Raw genomic sequence first — 13,118 nt, 5'->3', positions numbered from 1 at the left:
CGGAGTGGATTTCATCACTAAAAACCACTATGTTGTGTTTTAGGCAAACCTCTAAAATACGCTCTAATTCATCCCTTCTCCAAACACGTCCTACTGGATTATGCGGAGAGCTAAGAAGTAAAAGTTTAGTTTTTTTATCTATCTTTGAAATTAAGTCTTCTATATCAAATGTATAGCTTCCATCGCTCAGCTGTTTTAGAGGATTTTTTAGAAGCTCTCTTTCGTGCTCTATAACGCCACGAAAAAATGGCGGATAAACAGGAGTTTGAACTATGATGTTATCGCCTTTTTCGCTAAATGCTTCTATGGCCGCATTCATACTAGCAACCACCGAGTGTGAATAAAACATATCCTCTAGCTCAAACTCCACTCCGTGCTCTTGCTTCATCCACTCTATCTGCGCCAAAAATGCACTCTCTGGTACCTCTTCATACCCAATTATTGGGTGCTCAAGACGCTTTTTTACAGCTTTAAGTACAAATGATGGCGTATCTATATCCATATCCGCCACCCAAAGAGGAAGGACATCATTCGTTCCAAATAGTTTTTCTCTTAGGGCGTATTTTTCAGCGTTTGTATCTTCTCTGCACGCGGATGTTGTAAAGTCGTATTTATTCATTACTTAACCTTGATAATATATTGAGCGTTTCCATCTCAAACTTTGAAAATGCAAACCACTTTTTACCCAAATCTTTGAGACTAGCTCCGATGTGGTAAACCTCTGCGTTATCAATTATCATAAACCTATCATGAGCCTTTTTAAACTCTTGAAGTCCTATATTTGCATATTGTTGGCTATATTTTTTATAATCATGTGAGAGTTGTTTAGTGATAGTTTGAGTATAGATTTTGATTTTAAGATTTGGATATTTGCTAAAGAGTGTAAAAACAGTTTCATCTATATAGTTATCTATAAGTAACACTTCACTTTTTGCACTCTTTAACAAATCATTTATAAAAACATATGCATCGTAAATTTGCCCATCAAAAAAAATACCTTCTTTTGGTTTGACACTATCATCTTTGAGCAGTGCTTTCATCTCTAGCATCTCAGATTTTAGGACTACGACTTCACTTTCTAAAGAGACAAATCTTTCATTTGTAATTTTATCGCCATTGATAGCATAACCGTTTTGTATATAGTTTTTAAGTACCGTTGTTGCCCATTGTCTGAATTTTGTAGCTGTGACAGAATTCACTCTATAACCTATGGAGATAATCATATCAAGATTATAATGCTCAACATCTCTTTGGACTTCTCTTTTTCCTTCTTTTTGAACTACTCTAATTTTTCGAATAGTTGGATTTTTATCCAACTCTTTTTGCTTAAATATGTTTTTTATATGATAGTTGATAGTATGCACTTCTACTTGAAAAAGCTCACCTAATTGTTTTTGTGTAAGCCAAACACTCTCTACATTGACCGAGACATTAACCTCCAACTCACCATCGTTATAAATAACCATATCTGTATCGTGTAACTTGTTCATGATTCATAGTTCCAAAGATTGATTTTATCCATAATACTAAAATAATTTATTTTCATTAAAAAATATGTCATTTTGCAATATTTATCTCTTCCTCCACACACTAGCCTCCGAGATACTATGTTGATGTTTTCTAGATGTCTCTTTTATAACAAACTCAACATTCTCTACATGCAAAAGCTCAAAGTGTTTGCCTAGTATCCCTTTTAGCGTATCTATGGTTTTAACTTCTTTGCCATTTTCATCTTTATATCCACCAAGCCAAAACTCTTTTTTAGTTGAGCATTCTTGCCATGTGTATGGAGAAGTTAAAACCAAGATTCCATCACTCTCTAAGCGCTCATGTACGCTATCTAAAAAGAGTCTAGGGTTATATAGTCTATCTATGATATTTTTTGCCAAAATCAAATCATAAGAGTTGAAATTTGACTTTAGATTACATGCGTCACCTTGCCAAAAAAAGACTCTATCTTTTATTTCTTCATATCCTAATTCTTTTATAGAGACTTTTTTATCTTTAGTTAAATCACCCTCTGTTTTTACTCTGTATGCGATATAGCCGTCATTTTTAAGCTTTACTCCTACACTTATAAATCTAGCAGAGAAGTCAATCCCATCTACCTCATCAAAACTGCGTGCAAGCTCAAATGTCGCTCGTCCTGTTGCACAGCCCAAATCAAGGGCTTTTGTTTTATTTTTAACAAATTTATTGGCTATCTTTACACACTCTAGTGCAAAGTTTTTTACGCCAAAAGAGTTATCCCCATACTGAAACTCACAGTACTGTGAAACAAGCTCATCGCTCTCATAAACATCATCCTCTTTTTTTATATCTGAGTTTGAGATTACATATCTAAATCCAGCATTTTGGAAAAAGTGTCTTCGAAAAGCATAGCGGGAATGTTTCATGATAAGGTTTCCACTACTAGCCCATGATGAGCCAAGTATTAGTGCGTGTTTAGTATCAAAGGTTGGAGTTGAGAAGTCATCATAAGCAGGATGTATTTCAAAGCCTTCAAAGCCAAATATCGGTGTTCTACTCCACTGCCAAACATTTCCAACTACATCATAAACCCCATTAAAGCTAAACTCATTTACAGGGCATGAACTAGAGTAGTGATAAAAGTTCAAGTTTGCCCTACTTCCATGAAAGTCTGGAATATCTTCTAGCTTTGCATGGTCATAAAGAACTCTATACTCTGCTTCACTTGGCAGTGAGTACTTCTGGCCATCCTTTTTACTTTTATAACGACAAAATGCTTCTGCCTCAAGAGCATTTACATCGACTGGCCAATCAAGCGGCATATCTATGATTTTACTAAGTGCTCTATATCTGTAAACATCGCCCTCTTTAATCCAAAAAGTAGGATATTTTGCGCCAGTTATCTCTAAAAATTTTTGCCCTTCTTCATCCCAAAACTCATTATTTTTATAGCCATTATCTTTTACAAACTCCATAAATTCGCCGTTACTCACAAGAAACTTTGAAACTTTGAAATCCTCTACGCTCTCTTCATATTTGCCATATTCATTATCCCATCCATAAAGGTTATGCCCTTTATCTTTACCAAGTCTAACATTCTTGCCACTTATCTCTATCATACTGTTTTGTGGAGCCTCTGCACTATGTGTGCAAATATTAAACTCTTTTATCTCTTTAACAAGCTCTATGGGCATCTGGCGATGAAGAACTAAAGAGGTCTCTATATGAATCCTCTCATGTTCTATCCCCATTAAAATTATCCACATAGGAGATTTATCATCTATTGGCATAGTAAGTGGAAGTGTCATGATAAGCTCATCAACAGCCTCTCTTACCCTATTTCTGTACTCTCTTACATCGTGAACTTTTGGCCACTTGTAGTTGCTACTCTCGACATCATCCCACTCCATCTCATCAACGCCAACGGCAAATATTGACTCAAATTCTGGGTTTACTCTCTCTTTTATTATCTTCATATTTATAAGTTTATTTATAAAAAAAGTGGCAGTATGACCGAAATAAAATATCATCGGGTGTCTTGTAATCTCTGATTTGTTATAAAAAACGTCATCATCTTTTAAAACTTCAAAAACCTTCTCAAAAAGTGAAAATGTATTATGAAAATACTCTCGTATCTCTTGGCGTTTTTTTTGCGTATTGTCACCATCTAAAGTCACGGGATATAAACTAAGTCTACTCAAAACAATCCTTTTAATTTTGCTATAATCATTATATGAAATTTTCTCATAGTAAAGTATTAAACTCTTTTTTAGATATAACTCACGCCTTTACAACAAAGGAGTGCCAAAATTTGGCCTTTCACGTGGGCGATAATGAAGCAAATGTAGTAAAAAATCATGAAGTTTTGGCAAAAGAGCTAGGCTACAATAAAGAGTCACTAGTTTTTATGAAACAGGTTCATTCGGATATAGTTCACATCATAACTAACGAAGATTTTAACTCACCTCCTACATGCGACGCACTCATAACAAACAAGCCTAACACTCCGATTATGGTTATGGTAGCTGACTGCTCACCGATACTCTTTTATGATGATAAAAAAAAGGTTATAGCCGCCGTTCATGCGGGCAGAGCTGGCGCTTTTAAAAATATAGTCAAAAAAACAGTTGATAGTTTTACAAATGATTTCAGTAGTGAAGCCAAAGACTTATATGTAAGCATTGGCGCTAGTATTGGCGTGTGCTGTTATGAAGTTGGAGAAGAGATTTACGCTGAAGCGAAGGAGAGAGGATTTGAGTATGCTATGCATATAAGAGATGAAAAATATTATCTTGATGTAAATAAAATCCTAAAATCTCAACTTCTATCGTGTGGCGTTAAAGAAGAAAAGATAGAGTTTTTAGATGAGTGTTCATGTTGTAAAACAGAGAGATATTTCTCATATAGAGCAGAGAAAGAGACTGGAAGGTTTGCCGGCGTAATTATGTTAAATTAACGCCTTAACTCTAAGAGCCAGTTGTTCAGGTAAAAGTCCTAATGACTCTTCAACATCTTTTGTTTTGCCATGGGTTATAAATGCATCTTCATATTCAAAGCTCTCTAACTCTACATGTAGAATTTTCTCACGTGCAAGAAATTCTAAAATAGCACTCCCTACTCCGCCCATCTTAGCACTATCACTAAATACAAACCATTTTTTATGTTTAGTAGCTAGATCACGAAGCATGTCTTCATCAAGAGGTTTTACAAATCTTAAATCCAAAATGCTAACTTTCTCTTCTAAAAATTCTGCGCTCTCATAAGCACGACCAACACCATTTCCATACCCTATAAAAAGAACTTCGCTTTTGTTTGAACGAAGCAGTTGCGATTTTGCTAACTCAAAGGGTAGTGATTCTGGTAGAGATGTTTGTGTAAATGAGCCTCTTGGATAGCGAAGAGAACATGGTCTTGGATACTGAGCAGCAAATGCCATTGCCTGATGAAAACTCTTCTCATCTCTTGGAGCAAAAAGAGTCATATTTGGGATAGCTCTTAAAAAACTTATATCAAAAACACCTTGATGTGTCTCTCCATCTTCTCCAACTATTCCAGCACGATCAAGTGCAAAAACAACAGGCAGATTCATCAAACAAGTATCATGGATAACTTGGTCATAACCACGCTGTAAAAACGTAGAGTAGATTGTACAAAATGGTTTAAATCCCTCTTTTGCAAGTGCTGACATAGAAGTAACTGCATGTTGCTCTGCAATTGCCACATCCCAAAATCTATTTGGATACGCTTGCATAAGCTCACTAAGCCCTGTACCACTTGGCATAGCAGCAGTAGCACCTACTATTTTGTCGTTATGTTTTGCAAGGTGCATCAGAGCTTCTGTGTAGATTTGAGTAGCACTTTTGAGTGAGCTTTTTTTAGCTGCTGCCCCGCTATCTAAGTCAAAAGGTCCAACACCATGCCACTTCTCTTCATGGCCCTCTGCTATCTCATAACCCTTACCTTTTATAGTTTGAACATGGACAATAACAGGCTTCTTTAAATCTTTTGCTTTTTGAAGTATCTCTATCAAAGAAGCTAAGTTATGCCCATCAACTGGGCCTATATAGTCTATGCCCATCTCTTCAAACAAAATTCCAGGAGTAATGAGTTTTAGTGACTCTTCCATTCTTTTTGCAATATAACGAGCACCTTCTCCGAAATTATCTACAAAGTTTTCAGTATGCTTTTTAAAAGTTTGATAAAAAGGTGAGGCCATAGCAGAGCTTAAAATTCTACTAATAGCTCCTATTGGCTTAGCTATGCTCATCTCGTTGTCATTTAAGATAATTACCATCGGGTATTTTCTCTCACCAAGCTCATTAAGCGCTTCATACACCATTCCAGCAGTCATTGAGCCATCACCAATCATAACTACAGGAACTCGAGTCTCTTGCTCACCTTTTAGTGCTATCGCCTTTGCTGCACCAACACCTAAAGATATAGAAGTAGAGCTATGACCTGCTACAAAATAGTCATGTTCACTCTCACTTGGTTTTGTATATCCACATAGGCCATTAAACTGTCTTAGGGTGTCAAACTCATCCCATCTTCCAGTTAAGAGTTTATGCGCATACGATTGATGTGATACATCAAATATAAAGGGATCTTTTTTAGAGTCAAAAACCTCATGCATAGCAACAATAATCTCTGTTGCGCCAAGAGTTGAGCTTAAATGTCCACCATTTTTACTAACTACTCTTAGTATCTCATCTCTTATTTTTTTACAAAGAGCTTCTAACTCTTTGATTCTACTTGGAGTTATATTCATAATTGTTCTCTATTCACTTAATGCTGCTCTTTTTACGCGTTCAAATCTTTTACTAATCTGTGAATCTATATTTCCAGCTTCACTTATGGCAATGACGCCACCTAAACTAACCGCATTATCTGAGACAACTTCTACATGTGCCAAAGTCCCGAGTGCTTGAGATATCTCGCCATGATCTTTTGGATTTACCTTAAGAGTAATCTTTGAAGATGTCTGTAACTCTTTTATCAACTCTTTTGCTAAAAGTATTGCTACTTCATTTGAGTTTTGGCTTAGTTCAATCTTGATTACCTCTTTTGCGATATCAATAGCAGCGCCTATTAACTCTTCTTTTATCTTCTCTAATGCACTCTCAAACTCTGCTGCGTTTTTTTCTAATTTTTGGATTGAAGCGTTGTATAGTGAAATAACATTGGTTATATTGTTTTTTTCTTCTTTTGAAGCTTTTTCACGACCTGCTTCTACACCTAATGCAAAAGAGTCATCTTTCATTTTTAAAAGCTCATCTTTATGCTCTTGCGTCATGCTTTCTAACTTCATTTGAAGTTTTATAAAATTTGAAGACATCTCATCTGTTTTATTTAATAGTGATTCTATCAAAGAGTCTTTAGAAGTTTGACTCATGGCGCTCGAATCAACTTCACGCTCTTTTATAGGGAGCACTTCATCTTGTGAGAACTCATCTATAAAAGTAGATTCTTCACTAAGCTCTTTATTTGCTTCATCTGCTAATGATAGAACTTTAAAGTTATATTTATCAACTTTATGTCGATTAATTTTTTCGTTACTAATTATACTAGCCATACTATTCAACCATCTCTTCAGATGACGTTCCTAACTGGATAGTTCCTGTTTCTGCGAGTCCATTTACAACTTCAACAATTCTTCTTTGAGCACCTTCAACATCTTTCATCTTAACAGCACCCATAAACTGCATCTCTTCTTCAAATGCCTCTTGTGCTCTCTCACTCATTGCGCTAAAGAACTTCTCTTTTAAATCCTCAGGAGCACTTTTTAAGCCCAGCATTAAATCTGGTTTATCAATAGCTTTTAATATCTCAGTAATTGCATTTTTATCCAGTTTTGCAATATCTTCAAATGTAAACATCATCTCTTTAATTAGATTTGACATCTCTTCATCACGCTCTTCAATTTTTGCCAAAGTCTCTTTAGAAGCTTTTGCACCAAGACGGTTAAAGATATCTGCAACAGCGCGAGGACCACCAACTTCAACTTTATATGAAGCAAGAGATTCAAGTTTTGACTCTAATACTGCTGAGACTCTTTTGATAACAGAAGGAGAGATATCTCCAAGTTTTGCCATTCTCATTGAGACTTCACTTCTAAGATCATCAGGGAAATATTGTAGTGTATCAGCAGCCTCAGTTGCATCCATATGAGCTAAAATAAGCGCAATAGTCTGAGGGTGCTCATTTATAATAAAGTCAGAGAGTTGTTGTGGCTTGATTTTTGATAAATATGAGAAATTTTGAGTCTCTTGCATACTTTTTGATAATTTTTCAAGTATTTTTTTAGCCTCTTCTGGCCCTAACGTTCTATATAAAAGCTCTCTTGCATACTCTAAACCACCAGAAGTTATAAACTGCCCCGATTGAAAGATTGCATAAAACTCCTCTAAAATAGCAGTTGCAACACTCTTTTCTACACTTTTATTAGTAGCAATATATTTTGAAACTTCAGTGATTGCGTCAACACTCATATTTGAAAATATAGATGCTGTAGCATCTTCACCTATCTGCATAAGCAAAATTGCTATCTTTTGCCCTGTGCTCATTTCATCAAATTTTGCTTGTTGTGTAGGATTTAAAGTCATATATTTCTCCTTATGCCTTTATTTTGAGCTTCCGTCAGTTTCTTCGGTAAGTAGTGCTTGAAGAACAAGCGCTACTGCTTCAGGAGATTCATCTGCCATATTTTTGATTTTTTCAAGAAGGACATCATATTTAAGTTCATCTTCATTAAAATTATTCCCAACACCAAGTTGTTCTTCAACTTTCTTACGCATTGTTTGTACTTTTTCTACCAAATCTTCATCTTCGTCATCTTCAATAGCTAAGAGCGGTCTGCCAATTTCATCCTCTACTTTAGAGATTTCAAGCATTCTCTGTGCAAATGGAGAGATAACTTTTTTATAAAGAATAAGAAGCAACAGAAGTACAAACATATATTTAAATAGTTCTGAAAACGGTTCAAGATATACTTGTGAGAATGAAACAACTTTGTTGACCCTTTCTCTATCAATATCGCTCTCTGCTCGTTTAAACTGCAGATTTTGAACACTTATTTGATCTCCTCGCTCTTCACTAATCCCAATTGAGCGGCTAACAAGTGCACGAAGGGCTTCTAAGTCACTCTCTGAGAGAGCTTCATACTCAAGCTCATCTGATACTTTTCCATCTGCATCACTCTTATAGTTATACTTTCCATCTACTACAACAGCAGCGGTAATCCTTTTTATACGAGCAAACTCGCTCTTTGTAGTTGAGACAGTTTTCCCAACTTCATAATTAGTTGTTCCTGTATTTTTCTCATATTTTTCAGTTGATTTATTGTTTACAAGACCCTCAACTGGACCAATATTGCTGACAGTTCCAGGAACTCCACCAATCTCAGCTGGAGTCGAGCCATCACGTCTTTCTTCACTGACTTGCTCACTTCTTACAACATTTTCAGGGTCATATGTCTCTGAGGTAGAATTTTGTATAGAAAAGTCAAACTCTATTGTTACTTGTGCGACAACTTTTTGTTCTCCTCCAACAAAAGGAGAGACAACATCTATAATTTTTCTCTGTTTCTTCTTCTCTTCTTTTGTCTTGAAATTCTGTTGCACGCTAGAGAGTTCGCCCATTTGAGCCATCTCATCATCATCACCCAATGTTTCACCGTCGTTATCTATTAACATAACATTTGCTGGTGTAAGATGTGGTACTGCAGCTGAGACGAGGTTTTTAATGCCTTGAATCTGTTTTGAAGAGAGTTTTCTTCCCTCAACTAACATAACCATAACTGAAGCAGTTGGCTCACCCTTTTTCTCAACAAATAAAGTCTCTTTAGGAAGAGCTAAACTAACACTTGAACTCTCTATTGGAGCAAGAGAGTTGATAGTTCTTGAGAGTTCGCCTTCTATAGCGCGAAGATATTTTATATTTTGATCAAAACTTGTTGCTCCAAACTCTTGTTTATCAAAAAGTTCAAATCCGACACCACTATTTTTTGGAATTCCAAGAGAAGCTATAGCAATTCGCTCTTTATAGACTACGTTCTTTGGTACTTTAATAACGTTTTTGTCTAATATCTCATAAGGAACATTATCTTTTTCTAGCTGGGCTATAACCTTTGAAGCATCTTCTGAAGTAAGTGAATCAAATAGAACCTCGTACTTACTTAGCGCATCTTTTTTTTCTACATATACTACAAGAAAAACTATAAACGCAACTATACCAATAACAGCAGCACTTATAATAAATTTTTGCTGTTTTGTAAGCTTGTCGTATAGAGTAACTAATTGTGAAAAAAGTACCTTAAAATCCATTAACTTCCCATTTTAACACTATAAAAATTGTGTTACTAATTTAAAAAAACGACTATTTTGTTCATCTGTGCCTATAGTGACTCTGATTGCGTTGATGTTATAACTGCTTAAATCTCTCACAATCATACCCTTTTGCAAGAGCTGATTTGCTATTTTTGTAGAATTTCTCTCAGAGCCAAGCAACAATGTAACAAAATTTGTATAGCTGTTTATTATATCTATTTTTTGCTCTTTTGCAAACTTCTCATATCGTTTCATCTGCTCTAGATTAAGAGCTACACTTTTTTGCACAAACTCCTCATCACCGAGGGCTAGCGTTGCTGCTTCTAGCGATAAAGTTGTGATGTTAAAAGGTGGTCTTAGCTTATAAAGCTCTTTGATTATTTTTGCATCTGCTATACCATAACCCACTCTCATTCCGCCAAGTCCATAAGCTTTAGAGAATGTCCCAAGGTATATAACATTAGAGTGTTTTTGTATAAGTTCTTTAACGTTTATCTTTTTTTTAGCATCTTTTATGATTGCATATTCCATGTAAGCGGCATCAACAACGACTAAAGTGTCCTTATCTATCTTCTGTAAAAAATCATATATTTTTTGCGCATCAAGAGCATCGCCAGTTGGGTTATTTGGTGTACAGATAAATATAATTTCTGGTTTTTGCTCTTGATATAGCTTGTAAAACTCATCTAAATCATGCTCCTGTGATGATGTTCTTATAACATCTGCACCAACATGTTTTGCGTAGATCTCATACATAGCAAATGTGATGCTGTTCATCAAAATCTTTGAGCCATTATGTGCTTTTGCATGAATTAAAAACTCTATTACCTGATCGCTTCCTGAGCCAATTATTACATTTTGGCTATCAACATCATATCTTGCACTTAATGCATTTTTTAAGTTAACCATAGAGTCATCTGGATACAGAGCCATCTTTGTTAAAATCTTGCCAACTGCTTCAACTACTTTTGGTGAGCATCCAAGAGGATTTTCATTTGAGGCAAGCTTTACTATATCTTTTGTCTCAATCCCATACTCTCTTACAACAAGCTCTATAGGCTTTCCAGCTTCATACGTTTTTATATTTTCTAAATGTTTATTAAATGTCAATCTCTTCTCCTTTTACATAGCTTCCAAGCCACGTTACCTCTTCTTTATGTTTTTGCAATACTTTTTGAAACTTCTCATCATCCACATGACCATAAAAATCTATAAAGAACCAGTACTCAAATCCGCCCTTCTCTTTTGATGGACGAGACTCTATTTTAGATAGATTTATATGCTCTTGCTCAAAATCTTGTAAGAAATTAACAAGAGAACCAGCCTTTACAGAGTTTTTTAATCTTACTAATATAGAAGTTTTATCATCCATACTCTTTGCATTTTTAAAGTCACTAAGTATAAAAAATCTAGTTTGAGAACCGATGCTATCTTCAACATGATCAAACATTGTTGGAACGTTATATAACTTTGCAGCTATATGGCTACAAATTGCTGCTGCACTCTCATCTTTTGAAGCTAGAATTGCAGCTTTTGCAGTAGATTCTACTGGGATAAGTTCAACATTAGAGAGATTATGCTCTTGCAAGAACTCTCTGCATTGTCCAAACCCTTTATCTCTTGAATATATTTTAGTTATATCTGATATTTTTTTTGCTTTTGTTACAAATGACATATGAATCGGCATATAAAGCTCTGCTACTATCTTTACCGAGCTCTTAGCTAAGAGATCTAACGTTTCACCAACAACCCCATCTCTTGAGTTCTCAATTGGAACTACCCCAAATTTTGCTCTTTTTGTCTCTAACTCTTTAAAAACATTAGAGATAGACCTCATCGGCATATACTCACTCATCGCCCCAAAACGGCTCTCCGCTGCTTGATGCGTAAAGCTACCTTCAGGCCCAAGATATGCAATACGTTCTGGTAATTCTAAGTTTCTAGAAACTGCAAAAATCTCTAAAAATATAGCTTCAATTGCATCTTGATTTAAAAGTCCATTGCTATTTATACTATGCTCTGCCAAGCGCTCAATAATAGCTTTTTCTCTCTCTGGTCTATATATGGCACCCTCTACATCTTTTTTTATCTCTCCAACACGTTTTACAACAACCATTCTTTTGTTGAGAAGTTCTAATATTTCATCATCAATTGTGTCAATTTTATCTCTACACTCTTCTAAAGTTTTCATATTCTCTCCAAAATTTCTTGCATATCCGCATATACAAAGTCAGGTCTTAACTCAGGTTTTAAAAAAGGAACAATCTCTTGTGCACTCTTGTACTTTCCACTTGTTACAAATATAGTCTTCATACCAAGCTCTTTAGCACCACCCAAATCACCTTTTACATCATCACTAATAATCGTTACGTCACTAAACTTTACATCACTTTTTTCTCTAGCAAGCATCATCAAAGCCTCAGTGTAAAATACTGTGCTTGGCTTTCCAACAACTTCATACGGAGTTGACGTTGCAAATTCAAGTAGCTTTAAAATCGCACCAACACCTGGGTATCTTTTATAATTTTTTGCATATAAAGAAGTTTCATGCATACCCATCAAAGATGCGCCAGCTAACAAAAAATCAATGATTTGAGCAAACTCTTCAGATGTATAATTCTCTTTTATAGAGATTAGTACCGTTTTTGGGTTTTCATAGTTAAATACATAACCCATTTTTTTTAAAACCTCTAAAAACTCATCTGCGCCATAAGGAGCAATAGAGCTTTTTTGTACATGTGATTCTAAAAGCATAAGCGGATCAAGATAAGAAGATTGTTCTATGTTAAACCCTTTAGATTTTAAAAAATTAAAAAAATTAACCGAAGATTTTTTTGTGTTGTTTGTAATAATTACATAAGGAATTTTTCTCTCATTTAACGTATCTATAAACTCTATGCTTCCACGAATAGGAGCTTTGTCATTATCGCTAATAAGTGTGCCTTGAACATCAATAAAATACATATTAGTTATCCAAATACTCTTTCTCTAAAGCTATCAAGTCCTCAAACTCTTCACGCTTGCGAATAAGTTTTATCTCTTTACCTTTTATTGCCACTTCAGCACTTCTGCCTCTTGTATTATAGTTGCTTCCCATACCAAAACCATACGCTCCAGCACTGTGAATAACTAAGAGGTCATTATGTTCTAATGTTGGGAGCATATATCCTTTTGCAAAGAAATCACCACTCTCACAAACTGGCCCTACAACATCTGCCTCACTAAGCTCTGATTTACTATTTGTGAGTGCTTCTATCCTATGATAAGCATTATATAAGCTTGGTCTTAGCAAATCATTCATACCACCATCAACTATAACAAATC

General features: G+C 35.3%; 11 protein-coding genes and 1 pseudogene. 1 reads left to right on the top strand and 11 read right to left on the bottom strand.

Annotated elements, in window-relative coordinates:
- From PHI38_RS06615 to ovoA, 3 genes are all read right to left on the bottom strand, one after another.
- Window positions 1-619: aminotransferase class I/II-fold pyridoxal phosphate-dependent enzyme (locus PHI38_RS06615; protein WP_299854136.1), on the bottom strand; the 619-nt coding region annotated here is incomplete at its 3' end.
- On the bottom strand, window positions 612-1,490 hold the full coding sequence (gene rhuM / locus PHI38_RS06610) for a RhuM family protein (RefSeq protein ID WP_299854133.1): 879 nt from the start codon (window positions 1,488-1,490) through the stop codon (window positions 612-614). The genes rhuM and PHI38_RS06615, both read right to left, overlap by 8 nt.
- 81 nt (window positions 1,491-1,571) lie before the next feature.
- Complete coding sequence (ovoA, locus tag PHI38_RS06605) at window positions 1,572-3,671, bottom strand: 5-histidylcysteine sulfoxide synthase (protein ID WP_299854130.1); 2,100 nt, start codon at window positions 3,669-3,671, stop codon at window positions 1,572-1,574.
- A 110-nt stretch (window positions 3,672-3,781) separates the two neighbouring features.
- On the opposite strand from ovoA, the gene pgeF reads away from it, so the two are divergent.
- Complete coding sequence (gene pgeF / locus PHI38_RS06600; RefSeq protein ID WP_299854128.1) at window positions 3,782-4,426, top strand: peptidoglycan editing factor PgeF; 645 nt, start codon at window positions 3,782-3,784, stop codon at window positions 4,424-4,426.
- Here pgeF and dxs read toward each other — a convergent pair.
- From dxs to PHI38_RS06560, 8 genes and pseudogenes are all read right to left on the bottom strand, one after another.
- Entirely contained in the window at window positions 4,418-6,238 is a 1,821-nt protein-coding gene (gene dxs, locus PHI38_RS06595) for a 1-deoxy-D-xylulose-5-phosphate synthase (RefSeq protein ID WP_299854125.1), read from the bottom strand. The genes pgeF and dxs overlap by 9 nt on opposite strands.
- Before the next feature lie 9 nt (window positions 6,239-6,247).
- Complete coding sequence (gene fliH, locus PHI38_RS06590; protein ID WP_299854123.1) at window positions 6,248-7,042, bottom strand: flagellar assembly protein FliH; 795 nt, start codon at window positions 7,040-7,042, stop codon at window positions 6,248-6,250.
- 1 nt (window position 7,043) lies between these two features.
- The gene (gene fliG / locus PHI38_RS06585; protein WP_299854120.1) at window positions 7,044-8,072 is read right to left on the bottom strand and encodes a flagellar motor switch protein FliG; all 1,029 of its coding nucleotides are present in this window, start codon (window positions 8,070-8,072) and stop codon (window positions 7,044-7,046) included.
- Window positions 8,073-8,090: 18 nt separating this feature from the next.
- Window positions 8,091-9,791, bottom strand: a complete 1,701-nt coding sequence (gene fliF, locus PHI38_RS06580; RefSeq protein ID WP_299854118.1) for a flagellar basal-body MS-ring/collar protein FliF — start codon at window positions 9,789-9,791, stop codon at window positions 8,091-8,093.
- Window positions 9,792-9,809: 18 nt separating this feature from the next.
- Window positions 9,810-10,904: a histidinol-phosphate transaminase gene (gene hisC / locus PHI38_RS06575; RefSeq protein WP_299854116.1), complete on the bottom strand. Its 1,095-nt coding sequence runs from the start codon at window positions 10,902-10,904 to the stop codon at window positions 9,810-9,812.
- Window positions 10,894-11,985, bottom strand: coding sequence for a prephenate dehydratase (gene pheA, locus PHI38_RS06570; protein WP_299854114.1), 1,092 nt, complete (start codon window positions 11,983-11,985; stop codon window positions 10,894-10,896). The genes hisC and pheA overlap by 11 nt, the downstream gene beginning before the upstream one ends.
- A complete protein-coding gene (locus PHI38_RS06565; RefSeq protein ID WP_299854110.1) occupies window positions 11,982-12,758 on the bottom strand; it encodes an HAD-IIA family hydrolase in 777 nt (258 codons plus the stop codon). The genes pheA and PHI38_RS06565 overlap by 4 nt, the downstream gene beginning before the upstream one ends.
- A gap of 1 nt (window position 12,759) precedes the next feature.
- Window positions 12,760-13,118: pseudogene (locus PHI38_RS06560) on the bottom strand (diaminopimelate decarboxylase); the annotation flags it as partial.

It is taken from the genome of Sulfurimonas sp., assembly GCF_028694895.1.
Taxonomy (GTDB): Bacteria; Campylobacterota; Campylobacteria; order Campylobacterales; family Sulfurimonadaceae; genus Sulfurimonas.
This window is presented reverse-complemented; position numbering and strand designations above follow the sequence as displayed.

Excerpts from the sequence above, each read along its gene's own strand:
- PHI38_RS06565 (WP_299854110.1), bottom strand. The coding sequence starts at position 12,758 with ATGTATTTTATTGATGTTCAAGGCACACTTATTAGCGATAATGACAAA.
- fliG (WP_299854120.1), bottom strand. The coding sequence starts at position 8,072 with ATGACTTTAAATCCTACACAACAAGCAAAATTTGATGAAATGAGCACA.
- rhuM (WP_299854133.1), bottom strand. The coding sequence starts at position 1,490 with ATGAACAAGTTACACGATACAGATATGGTTATTTATAACGATGGTGAG.
- fliF (WP_299854118.1), bottom strand. The coding sequence starts at position 9,791 with ATGGATTTTAAGGTACTTTTTTCACAATTAGTTACTCTATACGACAAG.
- fliH (WP_299854123.1), bottom strand. The coding sequence starts at position 7,042 with ATGGCTAGTATAATTAGTAACGAAAAAATTAATCGACATAAAGTTGAT.
- pheA (WP_299854114.1), bottom strand. The coding sequence starts at position 11,985 with ATGAAAACTTTAGAAGAGTGTAGAGATAAAATTGACACAATTGATGAT.
- dxs (WP_299854125.1), bottom strand. The coding sequence starts at position 6,238 with ATGAATATAACTCCAAGTAGAATCAAAGAGTTAGAAGCTCTTTGTAAA.